General features: G+C 56.6%; 16 protein-coding genes. 10 read left to right on the plus strand and 6 right to left on the minus strand.

The features are described from left to right. The first annotated feature begins 29 nt into the window (after positions 1-29). Positions 30-482, plus strand: coding sequence for a hypothetical protein (locus ACIQZK_RS00785; RefSeq protein ID WP_397574472.1), 453 nt, complete (start codon positions 30-32; stop codon positions 480-482). Positions 483-525: 43 nt separating this feature from the next. Here ACIQZK_RS00785 and ACIQZK_RS00790 read toward each other — a convergent pair whose 3' ends face one another. Continuing rightward, on the minus strand, positions 526-978 hold the full coding sequence (locus tag ACIQZK_RS00790) for an NfeD family protein (protein ID WP_397574473.1): 453 nt from the start codon (positions 976-978) through the stop codon (positions 526-528). 193 nt (positions 979-1,171) lie between these two features. Then, positions 1,172-2,086, minus strand: coding sequence for an SPFH domain-containing protein (locus ACIQZK_RS00795; RefSeq protein WP_397574474.1), 915 nt, complete (start codon positions 2,084-2,086; stop codon positions 1,172-1,174). A gap of 136 nt (positions 2,087-2,222) precedes the next feature. Here ACIQZK_RS00795 and ACIQZK_RS00800 point away from each other — a divergent pair, with 136 nt between their 5' ends. Genes ACIQZK_RS00800 through ACIQZK_RS00820 form a run of 5 tightly spaced genes read left to right on the plus strand, consistent with a single transcriptional unit; the run spans position 2,223 to position 7,814 of the window. After that, complete coding sequence (locus ACIQZK_RS00800; RefSeq protein ID WP_397574475.1) at positions 2,223-3,050, plus strand: HpcH/HpaI aldolase/citrate lyase family protein; 828 nt, start codon at positions 2,223-2,225, stop codon at positions 3,048-3,050. Positions 3,051-3,066: 16 nt separating this feature from the next. Then, a complete protein-coding gene (locus ACIQZK_RS00805; protein WP_397574476.1) occupies positions 3,067-4,551 on the plus strand; it encodes a M28 family peptidase in 1,485 nt (494 codons plus the stop codon). 54 nt (positions 4,552-4,605) lie between these two features. Next, positions 4,606-6,066, plus strand: coding sequence for an IMP dehydrogenase (guaB, locus tag ACIQZK_RS00810; protein ID WP_397574477.1), 1,461 nt, complete (start codon positions 4,606-4,608; stop codon positions 6,064-6,066). 3 nt (positions 6,067-6,069) lie between these two features. Then, a complete protein-coding gene (locus ACIQZK_RS00815; RefSeq protein WP_397574478.1) occupies positions 6,070-7,251 on the plus strand; it encodes an RsmB/NOP family class I SAM-dependent RNA methyltransferase in 1,182 nt (393 codons plus the stop codon). Positions 7,252-7,286: 35 nt separating this feature from the next. Beyond that, on the plus strand, positions 7,287-7,814 hold the full coding sequence (locus ACIQZK_RS00820) for a hypothetical protein (protein ID WP_397574479.1): 528 nt from the start codon (positions 7,287-7,289) through the stop codon (positions 7,812-7,814). A gap of 32 nt (positions 7,815-7,846) precedes the next feature. On the opposite strand, the gene ACIQZK_RS00825 is transcribed toward ACIQZK_RS00820, so the two are convergent. Both ACIQZK_RS00825 and ACIQZK_RS00830 read right to left on the minus strand, forming a co-directional pair. After that, the gene (locus ACIQZK_RS00825; protein ID WP_397574480.1) at positions 7,847-8,332 is read right to left on the minus strand and encodes an RNA pyrophosphohydrolase; all 486 of its coding nucleotides are present in this window, start codon (positions 8,330-8,332) and stop codon (positions 7,847-7,849) included. Continuing rightward, positions 8,329-9,288, minus strand: a complete 960-nt coding sequence (locus tag ACIQZK_RS00830) for an alpha/beta hydrolase (protein ID WP_397574481.1) — start codon at positions 9,286-9,288, stop codon at positions 8,329-8,331. The genes ACIQZK_RS00825 and ACIQZK_RS00830 overlap by 4 nt, the downstream gene beginning before the upstream one ends. Positions 9,289-9,434: 146 nt before the next feature. Here ACIQZK_RS00830 and ACIQZK_RS00835 point away from each other — a divergent pair, with 146 nt between their 5' ends. From ACIQZK_RS00835 to ACIQZK_RS00850, 4 genes are all read left to right on the plus strand, one after another. Continuing rightward, positions 9,435-11,303 (plus strand): 2-oxoacid:acceptor oxidoreductase subunit alpha, encoded by a 1,869-nt coding sequence (locus ACIQZK_RS00835; protein ID WP_397574482.1) that lies wholly within the window; start codon positions 9,435-9,437, stop codon positions 11,301-11,303. Beyond that, a complete protein-coding gene (locus ACIQZK_RS00840; RefSeq protein ID WP_397574483.1) occupies positions 11,303-12,349 on the plus strand; it encodes a 2-oxoacid:ferredoxin oxidoreductase subunit beta in 1,047 nt (348 codons plus the stop codon). The genes ACIQZK_RS00835 and ACIQZK_RS00840 overlap by 1 nt, the downstream gene beginning before the upstream one ends. Before the next feature lie 139 nt (positions 12,350-12,488). Further along, positions 12,489-13,451, plus strand: a complete 963-nt coding sequence (locus ACIQZK_RS00845) for a metal-dependent hydrolase (RefSeq protein ID WP_397574484.1) — start codon at positions 12,489-12,491, stop codon at positions 13,449-13,451. Then, positions 13,448-14,845 carry a cryptochrome/photolyase family protein gene (locus ACIQZK_RS00850; protein ID WP_397574485.1) on the plus strand — a complete coding sequence of 466 codons (1,398 nt, stop codon included), beginning with the start codon at positions 13,448-13,450 and terminating at the stop codon, positions 14,843-14,845. Before ACIQZK_RS00845 ends, ACIQZK_RS00850 begins: the two co-directional genes overlap by 4 nt. A gap of 119 nt (positions 14,846-14,964) precedes the next feature. Here ACIQZK_RS00850 and ACIQZK_RS00855 read toward each other — a convergent pair whose 3' ends face one another. Both ACIQZK_RS00855 and purF read right to left on the minus strand, forming a co-directional pair. Next, entirely contained in the window at positions 14,965-15,675 is a 711-nt protein-coding gene (locus tag ACIQZK_RS00855; RefSeq protein ID WP_397574486.1) for an SDR family NAD(P)-dependent oxidoreductase, read from the minus strand. A 3-nt stretch (positions 15,676-15,678) separates the two neighbouring features. Then, on the minus strand, positions 15,679-17,136 hold the full coding sequence (purF, locus tag ACIQZK_RS00860) for an amidophosphoribosyltransferase (protein WP_397574487.1): 1,458 nt from the start codon (positions 17,134-17,136) through the stop codon (positions 15,679-15,681). Between the last annotated feature and the right edge of the window lie 84 nt (positions 17,137-17,220).

Genomic DNA, 17,220 nt, shown 5'->3' on the forward strand with positions numbered 1-17,220 from the left:
CAATATCGGACAACGCAAAAGGTCCGATCATGTCCGAATATGCCATTCGCCTGTTTGAAGATGACGCTGCGATCGTCGCGATCGGCGAAGGGCTGCTCGCGCGGACCTTGCCGCGCGCGCACTGGACGCATGAAGCGCATCTGGCGGCATGTACTTGGCTGGTGCGCGATCGGCCAGATATCGCGATTGAGCGTGATCTGCCCGCCATCATTTCAGCCTATAACGAAGCCGTTGGCGGTGTGAATGACGATACGCAAGGCTATCATGAAACGATTACGCAGGTGTATATCGCTGGCGTGAAGGCGCATCTGGCAGAGGTCGGGATGGCGCTGCCGTTGCACGCGGCCGTGAACGCACTGCTGCTATCCAGCCGAGGACGCCGGGACCTTCCGCTTCAGTTTTATTCGAAAGAACGGCTGTTTTCCGTGCACGCGCGGCGGGGCTTTATCGAACCCGACCGTGCGAGCCTTGATCTCATTTAGCGCGCGCTGGACCCAGAAAAGACGGACCGATTGTGTCCTTCGATCAGTCGAGGCCGCCTTCGACCAGCAACACCGCTCCGTCGGCGCCTGTGACGCGCACGCGGGATCCTATTGCGGCATCGACGCCGCGGGCGGACCAGACGCTGTCGCCTACCTTGACGCGGCCGTGGCCGTTTGTGATCGCTTCGACCACGGTCACGATTTCACCCGTTAGCCGCGCCCCGCGATCGTTCAACTTTGCGTCTTCGGTCTCGATTGGGTTGTCGTGTAGGAATTTCTTGCCCGCAAAGACCGTCAACACCGACAATATGGCAAACATCGCGACTTGATATGCGACGGTGATGGGGAGGAAATAATCCAGCCCCCCGACAATCAACGCGGCAAGACCAAGCCACATCAGGAAGAAGCCCGGCGCGACCAATTCGGCAACGCCGAGCAGCAGCCCCAGCGAGAGCCAGAACCAGTGGGTTGAAATTGTGTCGAGCCATTCTGCCATTTTTGTTACTCCGTAATCTCGATGTCCAAACTGCAGATCTTACCGAAGCCCTGAGCCGTCAGCGTGGCGCTGACGAAGGTCGAAGGGCGTATGCCGGTGGAGCGCAACGTCTGTCTTACAGGCGTCCTTCGACGGGCACAATCGCCTTGCGATTGTTGCTCAGGACTACGGGCTTTATCTCCGCCCGCACGCCTCACTTTTCTTTAGTTGCAAGCGCTTCCTTGGCCAATTCGCCAATTCCGCCCAGCGTCCCAATCAACTGCGTGGCTTCTACAGGGAACAAGATCGTCTTTGCATTGGGTGATGTGGCGAACTGGCTGATGGCTTCAGTATATTTCTGCGCGATGAAGTAATTCAGCGCCTGCGTGCCCGATGTCGCGATGGAATCGGAAACCATGACCGTTGCCTTTGCCTCCGCCTCTGCTTCACGCTCGCGCGCTTCGGCGTCACGGAATGCCGCTTCCTTGCGGCCCTCAGCCTGAAGGATTGCGCTCTGCTTTTCGCCTTCAGCGCGCAGGATGTCTGCGGCACGCATGCCTTCTGCTTCAAGGATTTGTGCACGTTTTTCACGCTCGGCCTTCATCTGCCGCGCCATTGCGTTGGAGATATCAGCCGGCGGGCGAATATCTTTCACCTCAACACGCGTGATTTTGACACCCCATGGGCTCGTGGCGTGGTCCACCACCGACAGTAGACGGCCATTGATATCGTCGCGTTTCGACAAGGTTTCATCAAGGTCCATGCTGCCCATCACGGTACGCAGGTTGGTTGTCGTGATTTGCATGATGGCGACATATAGGTCGGACACTTCATATGCGGCTTTGGCTGCGTCGAGCACTTGAAAGAAGACCACGGCGTCAACGCCAACCATGGCGTTATCCTTGGTGATGATTTCTTGCCCCGGAATATCGAGGACTTGCTCCATCACATTCACCTTGCGGCCAACGCGGTCAAAGAACGGGATGATGACGGTCAGCCCGGGCTGCGCGGAATAGGTATAACGACCGAACCGCTCAATTGTGAAAACAAAGCCTTGCTGCACAACGGTCACGCCCATCATCACAAAAATGATGACGATCAGCGCGAGTAAACCGAAAAAATATTCCATAGAACGTCCTCCCTTTTAAAAGTGAGCTGTAATTCTGTGGGTTTAACAAATAGTTTCATGAAAACGATCGAGGGGGTTTACGATTTACCCTAAGTTACACAGTGAGCATAAGCCGGCCGATGGAAGGGGAGCGAAAATGGATATCTTGCAGCAACTGAAATTTACGCGGTCGGCGCTCTATATGCCCGCGTCCAATGCACGCGCGTTGGAAAAGGCGCGGTCATTAGATGCAGATATGCTGATCATTGATTTGGAAGATGCCGTCCCGCCTGGGTTAAAGGCGGATGCCCGGGCGGCAGCGGTGCAATATGCCGCAGACGGCGTCGCAGGCAAAATAATCGCCATAAGGGCCAACGGCGCGGACAGTGTATATCATGCAGACGACATCGCCGCTTTGGCGCAAAGCCGCGCGAACTTCATTGTGGTACCTAAGGTCGAAAGTCCTGACGACATACCCGATGCTGGCAAGCCCATATTGGCGATGATCGAAACGCCAACGGGATTATATGCCGCGCGCGAGATTGCGGCGCACCCCATGGTTGCGGGATTGATTGCGGGCACAAATGACATTGCGGCGGAAACCGGTATTCGGCCCGGCCCATTGCGCGAAGGGCTGGAACTCGCGCTGCAGACAATCGTGCTGGCGGCATCCGCATCGGCCAAGCCGCGATTTGATGGCGTTTGCAACCGGCTGGATGACATGGACGGGTTTGATGCCGAATGCAGCCAAGGCGCAACTTACGGTTTTACTGGGAAAACGCTCATTCATCCAAACCAGGTTGCGATCGCCAATCAGGCCTTTGGCGCGGATGCCGCTGCAGTGGCCGAGGCGGAGGAATTAATTGCGGCGAGCCGAGGGGGCGCGCAGCGATTTAAGGGTCGCATGATTGAATCGATGCATGTAGATGAAGCGAAATTAACGATAGAGCGTTCCCGACATACGACAGGGCCCGCTCCTTCGTAGTCTGGAGCGATCATACATGCGTCTTGCCCATTTTGCAGTGTTTGTCAGCGTTGCAGCAATATCCGCGGGTTCGGTGCACGCCAAGGCCGTGCGCGAAGCGGACCTGCGCGCACATATCGAAATTTTGGCTAGTGATGCGTTTGAAGGTCGTAAACCCGGCACGGAGGGCGAGGCAAAAACGGTTCAGTATATTGCCGAGCAATGGGCGAGATCGGGGTTAAAACCAGCGGCGACCAACGGCAGTTGGTTTGATGCCGTTCCCTTGATCCAGCGCGGGCAGGGCAGTGCGGATTATACATTTACGGCCAAGGATCGCAAACTGCGCATCGCGTCTCAAGAAATCATCCTGATTGGTAAGCAGGTCGATTATGCGCGCAATGATTTGCCGCTTATCTTTACCGGTGCAGGCGTAAAGGCCGATGGTTCGGTGGCTGCAGATGTTGCGGGAAAAGCCGCGCTTGTGCTGTTTGATGCGGAAAATGTGCCAAACAATATGAAGTCACCCCGCGCGCGGCGCGAAGCGCTTATCGCTGCGGGGGCGGAGGCGGTAATCTTCATCGGCGACGAGCAAGGGAGTTGGCCATCACTGCGGCGTTCGTTGCTGTCGCGTCCTATCGCACTGGAGAGCCGCGAAAAGCGCGCACCGTTGGAAGGGGCGATGAGCGCCGAGTTTGCGGTCGCCATGATAACCGCCGCGGGGCAAGATTGGGACAAATTGCGCGCACATGCCAAGGCCAGCGATTATGCGGGCGAGCCGCTTGGTATTGACGCAGATTTCAAAGTCACGACGGACATTTACCGTTTCAACAGCTCCAACGTTGTTGGCAAGATTGCTGGTCGGAAAAAGGGCAGCGGCGCTGTTTTGTTCATGGGGCATTGGGACCATTTGGGTATTTGCGCGCCAGAGGGTGCGCCGGACCGGATTTGTAATGGTGCCGTGGACAATGCCAGCGGAATTGCCGTGCTGAACGAAATCGCGAAGAGCTTGGCGAAGAAAAAGCATGATCGCGATATCTATTTTGTAGCGACAACCGCGGAAGAGAGCGGCCTATTGGGTGCTTATGCTTTCGCCGACAAGCCAGCTTTGCCGCTTGATCAGATCGTGATTTCGCTAAACGTCGACACAATCGCCATTGCGCCGCGCGGCTCAAAGGTTGCCATTATTGGTCGCGGCACCACCCCATTGGATGCCACGGTCGAGGCGGTGGCGAAAAAGACGGGCCGAGCGATTGAAAGTTCGACCGATGCAAATGCGTTTCTCCAACGGCAGGACGGCTGGGCACTCACGCAAAAGGGCGTGCCTGCGCTCATGGTAGGCGGTTCGTTCGCCGATCTTGAGCTGATGCAAAAGTTTCTGGGCAGCGATTATCACGGCCCGAATGATGAGCTTACGGATAAAACGGAGCTTGGCGGCGCGGCGGATGATGCTGACCTGCACATTGCGCTTGGCCGTTACTTTGCGGACGCCAGAAAATATAAATCCAACAAGGCTGGCGAATAAGGCGCTTACTGTTTACATGGGCCGCCACGAATCAAAGCTTAAAGCGGTGGCACAATGAAAGAAATTTCCCTCGGACTTACATTTGACGACGTGCTGTTGCAGCCCGGGGCATCTGACATTTTGCCAAGCCAGGCCGACACCCGCACGCAACTGACCAAAAGCATATCACTGAACATTCCAGTGCTATCGTCGGCAATGGACACCGTCACCGAAGCGCGCATGGCGATCGTCATGGCGCAGCTGGGCGGCATCGGCGTTCTGCACCGCAACCTGAGCATTGAAGAACAGTGCGCTGCCGTGCGTCAGGTGAAGCGTTTTGAAAGCGGCATGGTGGTGAACCCCATCACCATCGCACCCGAAGCGACCTTGGCGGAAGCGCAAGCATTGATGCTGGCGCATGCGATCTCCGGCATTCCGGTTGTTGAGGCGAGCGGTAAACTCGCTGGCATATTGACCAATCGTGACGTGCGCTTTGCCGAAAATCCGGCGCAGCCTGTGTCCGAGTTGATGACGCATGAAAATCTGGCGACGGTTGCATCATCCGTCACGCAGGAAGAAGCGCGGCGTTTGCTGCATCAACGGCGCATCGAAAAGCTTTTGGTCGTCGATGATGCTTATCATTGCATCGGCCTGATTACCGTAAAGGATATCGAGAAGGCTGTTTTGTACCCCAATGCAACAAAGGACGGCACAGGACGCCTGCGCGTCGCTGCGGCGACGACTGTCGGCGAAAAGGGCATGGCCTATACCAAGGCGTTGATTGATGCAGAGTGTGACCTCATCGTCGTCGACACGGCGCATGGTCATAGTGCGATGGTTGCGGCTGCGGTTGCCGAGATTAAGCGCATGGCGCCTGAAGTTCAGGTTGTTGCCGGAAATGTCGCGACTGCGGCGGCGACACGTGCGCTGATTGATGCGGGTGCGGATGGTATTAAGGTTGGTATCGGCCCAGGCTCCATTTGTACCACCCGCGTTGTGGCTGGCGTTGGCGTTCCGCAATTGACTGCCGTTATGGAATCAGCGGCAGAAGCTGCAAAGTCGGGCATCCCAATCATCGCCGATGGCGGATTGCGGACGTCTGGCGACGTGGCGAAAGCGCTTGCGGCTGGGGCATCTTCGGTGATGGTCGGCTCGTTATTGGCGGGCACCGAGGAAGCACCGGGCGAAACATTCCTGTATCAGGGCCGTGCGTATAAAAGCTATCGCGGCATGGGCAGCGTTGGCGCAATGGCGCGTGGTTCTGCGGACCGTTATTTCCAGCAGGATATTAAGGACCAGCTTAAACTGGTTCCGGAAGGCATTGAAGGGCAGGTGCCTTTCAAAGGCCCCGCACGCGATGTCATCCACCAACTTGTCGGCGGCGTCAAAGCAGCTATGGGTTATACCGGTTCGCGCACCATTGCGGACCTTCAGGAACGCGCGCAGTTTGTGCGCATCACCAATGCCGGATTACGGGAAAGCCATGTACATGACGTTACAATCACGCGGGAAGCACCAAATTATCCGACGCGTTGAGGCATGAGACCTGCTGCTCGCCTGCAGTCAGCCATTGAATTGGTTGACCAAATCATCCTTTCCGCACGTGATGGCGGCGCTTCTGCTGACCAGCTTGCGAAGCGCTTTTTTGCCGAGCGGCGTTATGCCGGTTCGAAAGACCGCCGTGCTGTCCGCGATTTGGCTTGGGGCGCCATCCGCCGCTTTGGGAAAAGGCCGGTGACAGCACGGTCTGCCTTTGTGGCAATGGCGGATGCCGATCCGGAACTGGCGGCATTGTTCGACGGGACCGATTATGGTCCAGCAGCCATCGAACCCGGCGAAGCGCGATCGACAGGTGGCGGACTGCCCAAATGGATCAAGCCTTTGTTGTCCGCCCATGTTGATGAGGCCGAGCATGCAAGCCTGCTTGACCGCGCCCCCATGGACTTGCGCGTGAATGCGTTGAAGGTAAGCCGCGCTGAAGTATCGGCAGTGTTTCCCGACGCTGAAGTCCTTCCGCACCTTGAATATGCGCTCCGCCTGCCGGGCGGGACCGCAATTGACAGCCACCCCGCGGTAGAAGACGGTCAGGTTGAAATTCAGGACCTTGGAAGCCAGATGATCGTTGAGGCATGTCAGGCAAAGGGTGCCGGCACTGTGCTTGACCTCTGTGCTGGTGCTGGCGGTAAAACCCTCGCACTCGCCGCCGCTATGCGAAATCAGGGACGGTTGATTGCAACAGACACAAACCGAAACCGGCTGGACCAATTGAAGCCGCGGGCCAACCGGTCGGGTGCCACCAATATCGAAACGCGCTTGCTCAATCCCGGCAAGGAAAAAGAGATGCTGTCCGAATTTATCGGTGGCTGCGACCTTGTCCTCATTGATGCACCTTGCTCGGGAAGCGGCACATGGCGGCGCAATCCAGAGACGCGCTGGCGCTTGGATGCGGCGCGGTTGAAGCGCGTTGTTGATGAACAGGCGAAGCTTTTGGACATTGGCGCCGACATGGTCGTGCGCGGCGGTTATCTTGTTTATGCCGTGTGCTCGCTCATTGAGAGTGAGGGCAAGGCCCAAGTCGCTGCGTTCTTAAAATCGCATTCGGGTTGGCGTGCTGCTGATACTGGGGTGTCGATGGGCCGTGCCGATGGTGATGGCGTGCTGTTGACCCCGCATCATGATGGCAGCGACGGATTTTTCTTCGCGAGGCTGCAAAAGCTGTGATAGCGTCACGTTCGAACAAGATATGGAAATTGTTTATGCGTTTTTCTCCCGCGGCCATTGCGCTGTCGTTCACGTTAGCGGTCATGTCGAGCGCCAGCATCGGCGGACGCGCGGATGATGACATCGATGCGCGTTCTATTGCGCTGATGCACACAGGCGATCAGGAGTCGGATGCCGGGCGGTTTGACAATGCCATCAGCTGGTATGAATCCGCACTCGCGGTCGATCCCCGCAATCGCGCGGCGTATATTGCGATGGCCCGCGCGGTGAAGGCCCAAGGACTGAATGGTAAAGCGATCCGCTTTTACACAGAAGCGTTGGAGCTTGAGCCCAATGATCAAGTTGCATTGGCTGAGCAGGCAGATGCCATGATTGCCAAGGGCGCAATTGAGCAGGCGGGCAAGAATATCGCGCGGCTGAAAACATTATGTCGTGCGGATTGCAGCGCTGTTGAGCGGCTTTCGCTTGCATCCAGCAAGGCGACCGAAAAGCAGCAAATGCAGGCAAGTGCAGCGGATACGAAACCAAGCGTGGCTAGCGTGCCGGCTCCGCAACCCAATTAAGGGCGCGGATGCGTTCAGCACCCTGAACAACGTCAAATCAGTTCCGCAAACTCCGCGAGAATATTCTCGTACAGACGCTTTTTGAACGGGACGATCAGTTGCGGCAGTTGCTGTGCATCGATCCACTGCCACTTGCTAAATTCCTGATGCGACGTTTCAATGTTGATATCGGCATCTGTGCCTTTGAAGCGCATCAAAAACCAATGCTGGCGTTGCCCGCGATATTTGCCCTTCCAAATGCGGCCAATCATATCATCAGGTAAGTCGTAGAAATGTTCATCGCGGCTGCGGGCGAGAATATCGACCAAATCGGCGCGCACGCCAGTTTCTTCAAACAACTCGCGCAGCGCCGCAGTCTCTGCATCCTCGCCATCGTCGATGCCACCTTGGGGCATTTGCCATGCATCGGTTCCGACGGGGCTATCCAAGCGTTGCCCGACAAATATTTTCCCCTGCATGTTCGCCAGCATGATGCCGGCGCAGGGACGATAGGGTAAATCTTCCAAAGCTATTCTCATGCTGTTGCCGTCACGTCTGCCAGAAGGTTTTTCAGTGCGGCGATATTGCCCTCAATGTCCGATTGGGCGGAAGGGATGCCTTGGCGGATGTTGATATGCCCGTGAATATTGCCCTCGGCACTGCGATGTTCAACGCGCACGCCGTCCTGCTTCAGCTTTTCAACATAAGCCATGCCTTGGTCGCGCAACGGATCAAGGCTTGCGGTGGTAACAAGGCTTGGCGGCATGCCCTGCTGGCTGAAATTCAACGGCTCGGACCGGTAATCTCCGGGCGTTGCTGCGTGGCCTTCGCCGAAATAGGCCATTGCTTCTTCGGTTAGCAAATAGCCTTTGGAAAATTCGCGCATGCTTGGCCAGTCAGTATCGAGCGTGACGACGGGGTAAATCGGATGCTGCACCAACACAGGCACGGCCGCCGGACGGTCGCGAAGCGCCATTGTGGTCACAATTGTTAGGTTGCCGCCAGCACTGTCGCCTGACGTAATCAGTCCAGTGACTTGGCGTCCAAGCTCCGCAGGGCTTGTTGCAATCCAGCGGGTTGCGGCTTCACAATCTTCGGCAGGGGCAGGGAATGGATGTTCGGGGGACAGTCGATAATCGATAGAGATGACTGGTAAATCGAGAAGGCGCGCAACTTCAGCGCAATAGGGATCATAGGTATACAGGCTGCCGATAACGAAACCGCCGCCATGGTAAAACACCATGACAGGGCCGGCCTCGCGCTCTTCGCGGCTGTCATACAATCGTGCGGGGATGGCTCCGGCGGGGCCGGGAATCGAAAGATCGCGCATAACGGCCAGTTCGCCAACGGGTGCATCCGCAACGTCGCGCATGGCAGTCGTCATCGCGCGTGCATCATCGGCGGGCACTTCCCAAAATTTCGGGCCGGGTACCGCGTTCAGAAATTGCAGAAACAATGCCACGTCGGGGCGTACATAAGGGGGGGTATCGGTCATCGCGTTCTCCATTTCTGCCGCTTCCTAGGGAGGCTTTGGCAATGCGTCCAGCATATCCACCGATAGTTTTTCTAACATTGCAGTGTGCCGCGAATGGGATTAGGCGAAAAGGCAATAAAGTTGCAATTAAAGACGGGCTAGAACGCATGGCTACGGCATTCAAAGACGAACAGACGAGCGGACATACTCCAGTGCACAGCGACGCAGTCGTTGTGCGCTTTGCCGGAGACAGCGGCGACGGTATGCAGTTGACCGGGGGGCAGTTTACGCTGTCGTCGGCACTGGCGGGCAATGACTTTGCGACATTCCCTGATTTTCCTGCAGAAATCCGTGCACCAATCGGTACGCTTTTCGGTGTTTCGGCGTTTCAGATTAACTTCGGTTCGTCGGCAATCGACACCGCTGGCGACCAGCCGGACGTGCTGATTGCGATGAACCCCGCTGCGTTGAAAACCAATGTCGGGTCTTTGCGCGAAGGCGGTTTGATTATCGCGGACACCGGTGAGTTTAACCAGCGCAACCTCGATAAGGCCAAATACACTTCCAACCCGTTTGAAGATGGCAGCCTTGCGAAATGGCAAGTGCTGGCGTTCGACATCAGCGCGCTGACGCTGGAAGCCGTCAAGCCGTTTGGCATGGGCAACAAGGATGCGTTGCGTTGTAAGAATATGTGGACGCTTGGTCTTGCTTTGTGGATGTTCGATCGTGATCGTCAGCCTATCATCGACTGGCTGAACGCAAAATTCGCCAAGAATCAGGTTTTGGCCGACGCCAATATCGCGGCGCTGAATGCTGGTCACGCTTATGGCGAGACAGCTGAACTGGCTGGACCGCTCAAGCAATATCATGTCGATGCCGCGCCTGCGCCTGCGGGTCTGTACCGGACGGTGACGGGCGCTGAGTCTATCTCATTTGGTTTGGTTGCAGGCGCGCAGCTGGCTGGCCTCAAGATGTTCTTCGGCGGATACCCCATCACGCCAGCATCGGCGATTCTGCACCACCTCAGCCGATTAAAAGAATATGGGATCACCACATTCCAGGCCGAAGATGAAATTGCCGCGATTTGTTCGGCCATCGGCGCAAGCTACGCGGGTCAGTTGGGCGTTACCAGCTCGTCAGGTCCCGGCATCGCGCTGAAGGGTGAGGCTATGGGCCTTGCCATCATGACCGAGCTTCCTTTGGTGATCGTCAACAGCCAGCGTGGCGGCCCTTCGACGGGCCTGCCAACCAAGACCGAGCAGTCCGATCTGTATCAAGCGGTATATGGCCGCAACGGTGATGCGCCGATGCCCGTGATCGCAGCGCGCTCGCCGGTTGATTGCTTCGACTGCGCGGTGGAAGCTGTGCGGATTGCGGTTGAATATATGACGCCCGTCATGCTGCTCACCGATGGCTATATCGCAAACGCGGCTGAGCCGTGGCTGGTGCCCGATCTCGAAGAGTATAAGCCGTTCCCGGTCGAGTTTCTGGAAAGCGTGCCCGAAGATGGCTTCAAGCCCTATTCGCGCGACCATAAATTGAAGCGTCCATGGGTCAAGCCCGGCACGCCCGGATTGCTGCACCGCATTGGTGGTATCGAAAAAGAAGTCGACACCGGCCACATCAACTATGCACCTGCCAACCACCAGGCGATGACCGACATTCGTTCGGCCAAGGTAAATGGCGTCGCCGACAGCATTCCCGACCAGATCGTTGAGCAGGGTGCAGCAGGCGCGAAGCTGGCTGTCGTTGGCTGGGGATCAACCTATGGTCCCATCAAGCAAGCTGTGCGTCGCAAGCGTGCCGAGGGTGTTGACGTCGCGCATGTCCACATTCGCCATATCTGGCCCATGCCCAAAAACATGGCCGAGTTGTTGAAGAGCTTTGACAAGGTCATCGTGCCCGAAATGAACACGGGGCAGTTGAAGACCATATTGCGTGATCAGTTCCTTGTGGATGCGCAGCCCGTGAACAAAGTGTCCGGCCAGCCATTTACTATCGCCGAAATTGAAGCCGCGATTGGGAGTGCTTTATAATGAACGATATGACCCCCGTGAAAGCGACAACGCCCAAGGATTGGGAAACCGACCAAGAAGTTCGCTGGTGCCCCGGCTGTGGTGACTATGCGATTTTGAAGGCGGTGCAGCGCACCATGCCTGAAATCGGTGGCACCCCAGAAAACACTGTGTTCATCAGCGGTATCGGCTGCTCTTCGCGCTTCCCATATTATATGGAAACATATGGCTTTCATACCATTCACGGCCGCGCGCCTGCGGTTGCGACGGGTGTAAAGCTCGCCAATCCCGATCTCGATGTGTGGATTATCACGGGCGATGGCGATGCGCTATCGATCGGCGGCAACCATACGATGCATTTGCTGCGCCGCAATCTCGATTGCCAGATCATGCTGTTCAACAATGAGATTTACGGCCTGACCAAGGGCCAATATTCGCCAACATCGCGCGTCGGTACGAACAGCCCATCGACGCCTTATGGCTCGGTTGACCGTCCAGCCACGCCATGTGCGTTTGCGCTTGGTTCAGGCGCGCGGTTTGTTGCGCGCGGTTTTGACGTTTCGAAGAATCTGCCAGAAGTTCTGAAGGCGGCGCACGCCCATCACGGTGCGGCGTTCATCGAAATCTTCCAGAACTGCATTGTCTATAACAAGGACGTGTTTGAAGACTTCGCCGCGCCAAAGGGTGCCGACGGCCACCAATTGTGGCTGCGTGATGGCGAGCCGATGTTGTTCGGCAGCGAGAAGTCTGGCGGGACCAAAGGCATTGCGCTCGACAATGTTGACTTGACGTTGAAGGTTGTCGATGTGGTCGATGGCGATTGGCAGAGTACGGGCGTCATCGTCCATGACGTGACCAACCGTTCGCTCGCGCACATGCTTGTGGAAATGCCATTTGGCGAATTCCCCATGGCACTGGGCGTCCTATACGACGATCCACGCCCGACCTTTAACGACGCCGTCATTGCCCAGAACGAGTCGGCCAGTGCAGGTAAAGCGCCTGATCTCGGCAAGCTGCTGGCAAAGGGACAAACCTGGACCGTGGCCGAGGGGCATCCCGAGACTTAATTGATTTTCACGCAGAGGCGCAGAGTTCGCAGAGCAGAAATTTTAAATCTCTGCGGACTCTGCGCCTCTGCGTGAACAAAATGCTTTATGGCGATAACGCCGTATTGCCATTTGGGCTTCGCTACGCCAGCTAACCGGCATGGATAATCTCACACACAGCCTTGTTGGCGCGCTTATTGGGCAGATGGGCCTGAAGCGCAAAACGGGTCTCGCGATGCCCACGCTGATTATTGCTGCGAATATCCCCGATATTGACGCCGTGGCAACTTTGCTGGGTGGGCAACAGCATTTGGCGATCCGACGTGGCCTGACGCACGGGCCAATCGCGATGCTGTTATTGCCGCTGATTCTGTGGGCTATCATGCTGTGCTTTGATCGCTGGCAAGAAAGACGCGGCAAGCGGCCTGTGACAAGGTTGCCGGTGCATAAGGGCTGGTTATTGGCCTTAGCTTATATCGGATGCTTGAGCCATCCGCTGTTCGACTGGTTCAATAGTTACGGGATCCGCTTGCTTGAGCCATTTTCGAGCCAATGGTTTTATGGCGATACGTTATTCATCATCGATATCTGGCTGTGGGCTGCGTTGATATGCGGCGTTTGGGTTTCGCGTCGCCGCGAACATAAGGGAGGCGCAAACTGGCGCGCACCGGCTTTGGCCAGTTTTGCCGCCATTTGCGCGTATATCTTAGCCAATGGAATGATCACGGGCAGGGCGGAGCAATTGACCGCCCAAGCCGTTCAGAAACAGCATAAGATTATGCCGAATCTGGTTGTTGCCAATCCTGTGCCCGTGCAATTTTGGAAACGTGAAATGCTTTGGCGCGACGACCGCCATTATGGGCAGGGCGCTTACACGCCGTTCAATGGCGCGCGCATCGATGACGTTGTGCGCGCCCATTATATGGGACGCGAAGACGCTAAGTCTTTTGAGACACATATCGTTCGCGGTTCGCCCCTGTTGTTGTGGTCACGTATGCCGGTTGCCGAGATTGTCGGCGAAGGCACGGAAAGGACGTTGAAGGTTTCCGACCAGCGTTTTTCTGACCCGCTGGTTGGCGACCGATTTAGCATGTTCTTTCCTATTGGAGTTGAAAGCAAATGACGGCCCCGGTTATCGTCTGGCTGCGCCGTGATCTGCGTCTTGCGGACCAAGCTGCATTTGCAGCCGCAGTGGCAAGTGACGCGCCGGTTATCCCCGTCTACATCCTGGATGACGACACGCCAAAGCATCGTAAGATGGGCGCGGCTTCGCGCTGGTGGTTACACCATAGCCTGACCGCGCTCGACGCAGATTTGCGGGCATTGGGGTCGCGATTGATTTTGCGCGCCGGAAAATCCCATGAGGTTTTATGTGCGCTCGCTGAAGAAACCGACGCGTCGGCCATTCATTGCATGCGGCATTACGAACCATGGTGGCGGAATGCGGAAAAAGCCGTTGCAAGTGGACTGAGCACAGGTTGCGCATTTGTATGCCACGACGGCAACTATCTGTTGCCCGCCGGAAGCGTCACAACAGGCAGCGGCGGTCAATACAAGATCTATACGCCGTTCATGCGCGCGCTCTGGCAGCATATGCCGCCGCCCGTGCCACTGGCAGCCCCCACGCAGTGCACTGCACCCCAGACATGGCCAGAGAGCGACAATATCGATGATTGGGCCCTGTTGCCAACTAAGCCCGATTGGTCCGGCGCTATGGTCGATATGTGGACCCCGGGTGAGGCTGGCGCGCGGGATCGGCTTGATGCTTTTGCCGACAAGGCCAAATTTTATGACGAGAAACGCAACTTGCCATCGGTAGCGGGTTCGTCATTCCTGTCACCGCATCTGCACTTTGGCGAGATTTCACCGGCGGCGTGCTGGCACGCAACAATGCATGCGGGCGGGTCGGTTGATGTGTTCCTGAAGGAACTGGTGTGGCGGGACTATGCGCAGAATGTGATCGTCCAGATGCCAGAATATGGCGCGAAAAATGCCCGCGATGCGTTCGACAGGCTGCCGTGGCGTGACCTATCCGATCCAGCGGTAAAGGCTGATTTCGTGGCATGGACCAAGGGGCGGACGGGTTACCCAATTGTCGATGCCGGGATGCGGCAATTATGGGCGACCGGGTGGATGCACAACCGCGTGCGGATGATTGCGGCATCGTTCCTGGTCAAACATCTGCTGATTGATTGGCGCGAGGGCGAGAAATGGTTCTGGGATACGCTGGTCGATGCCGATTACGGCAGCAACAGCGTCAATTGGCAATGGACTGCGGGGACGGGCGTGGACAGCAATATGTTCGTCCGCATCATGGCGCCATTGTCGCAGTCAGAGAAATTCGACGCCGCACGCTATATCCGCGAATGGGTGCCAGAGCTTGCTGGCCTGCAAGAGCCATATATTCACGACCCCGATGAATATGGCGCACGCCCGAAAAGCTATCCACGCAAAATCATCGGGCACAAAGCCGCGCGTGAGCGTGCGTTAAAGGCGCATGAGGTGGTTAAAGGGTAAACCAAAAAGATACCCGTTATCCACGCGACATCGTCATCCTGAACTTGTTTCAGGATCTTACTTTTCCAAGGTTGTTTTGATTAAGACCCTGAAACAAGTTCAGGGTGACGGCAATACTTCTAGCCTTCGACAACCAAGCGATGGCCGGTCTCAAACTCGGTCGTCAGCATGGCGACGATCGCATCGGCCACAACCGATGGTTCCTTCACCGTCGCCGGGTCTTCGCCCGGATAGGCCTTTGCCCGCATTTGGGTGCGCGTACGGCCCGGATCCACGATTGCAGTGCGTACGGCGGACAGGTTCTTCACTTCCTCGCCATAGCTGGCCACGAGCGTTTCGAGCGCGGCCTTTGATGCGCCATAAGCGCCCCAGAATGCGCGCGGTGCTGCACCGACCGAGGATGTCAGCGCGACGAGGCGACCGGCATCCGATTTGCGCAACAAGGCATCGAATGACGCAATTAGAACCTGCTGCGCGGTTACGTTTAGCGTGAACAAACGGGCGAATTCTGCGCCATCAATGGCTGGAACCGGCGCGAGCGTGCCGAGCATTGCGGCATTCAATACCAAGACATCGAGCTTACCCCAACGCTCGGTCACTGCTGTGGCAAGCCGAGCGATGCTGTCGCCATCGGTGAGGTCCAAAGGCGCAATTGTTGCATTGCCACCTGCGTTGAATATCGCGTCTTCAACGGCTTCTAAGTCTTTGGCGGTGCGCGCTGTGATGATGACATGTGCACCTTGCGCCGCGAGTGCCTTTGCCGTTGCCGCTCCAATCCCGCGGCTTGCGCCGGTTACCAGCGCCACTTTGCCTTCAAATAGCTTCGTCATGATTTATGCAGACTTCCGTTCGCCCAACATCATGAGATCACCTGATTCATGCTCATCATGGTCGGTGAGGGTGGTGGGATAGTCGCCGGTGAAGCACGCATCGCAATATTGCGGTTGGTTTTTATTGCGCGAATCTTCCCCCAACGCGCGGTACAGCCCATCGATGGAGAGAAACGCGAGGCTGTCGGCTTGAATAAATTGCCGCATTTCTTCCACGTCCATACGGCTCGCGAGCAATTTGGAGCGTTCCGGCGTATCGACGCCATAAAAGCAGCTGTTCATCGTTGGCGGGCTTGCAATACGCATATGCACTTCCGCAGCGCCCGCTTCGCGCATCATCTGAACGATCTTGAGCGAGGTCGTGCCACGAACAATGGAGTCGTCAATCAGGACGATCTTTTTGCCCGCAACCAGATTGCGGTTCGCATTATGCTTCAGCTTTACGCCCAAATGGCGAACGCCATCGCCCGGCTGAATGAAGGTACGGCCGACATAATGTGACCGGATGATACCCAGCTCGAACGGAATCTTTGCCGCCTCGGCATAGCCAATCGCTGCAGGGGTGCCGCTGTCGGGCACGGGAATGACATAATCGACATCAACGCCATTTTCGCGCGCGAGTTCCGCGCCAATGGCCTTGCGGACCGAATAGACGCTGATGCCTTCAACAATGGAATCGGGCCGTGAGAAATACACATGCTCGAAAATGCAGGGGCGTTGCGAAACGGGGATGAACGGCTTGTGCGAATGAATTTCACTACCATGCACCACAACCAATTCGCCCGGTTCAACCGAACGGATGAATTCCGCGCCAACAATATCGAGCCCAACGGTTTCCGATGCGAAGATTATTGTATCGCCAAGCTTACCCATGACCAACGGACGGATGCCCAACGGATCGCGGCATGCGATCATGCCCTCGGTGGTCAGGCAGATGAGCGAATAGGCGCCTTCAACACGTTTCAGCGCATCAATCAGGCGGTCCAGTAACGTCCGGTACCCAGACGTCGCGACCAAATGAATGATGACTTCGGTGTCAGATGATGACTGGAATATCGAACCACGGCGGACAAGGTCACGGCGCAATGCAACCGCGTTTGAAATATTACCGTTGTGCGCGACCGCAAATCCACCGGTGGCAAGGTCAGCATATAAGGGCTGCACATTACGCAGCGATGTTTCGCCCGTCGTTGAATAGCGGACATGGCCAATGGCGCTGCGCCCGACAAGGCCGTTGATGATTTCATCGCGGTCGAAATTGCCCGCAACATGGCCCATGGCACGGTGCGTGTGAAATTCATGGTCGTCGTAACTGGTGATGCCGGCGGCTTCCTGGCCACGATGCTGAAGCGCATGGAGGCCAAGCGCAACCATCGCCGAAGCACCTTCGGCGTCGTAGACACCGAAAATACCGCACTCCTCGCGAAGTTTGTCGTCATCAAATGGATCGGTGGTCAGCATAATTCGAATCCCGCTGCGCGTCGCTGGCTGGCCTATAGGCAACGCGTCATCGATTGTCTCCCCCTTGTCGTGCTAATGTAACAA

Source organism: Sphingorhabdus sp. (assembly GCF_044338195.1).
GTDB lineage: Bacteria > Pseudomonadota > Alphaproteobacteria > Sphingomonadales > Sphingomonadaceae > Sphingorhabdus_B.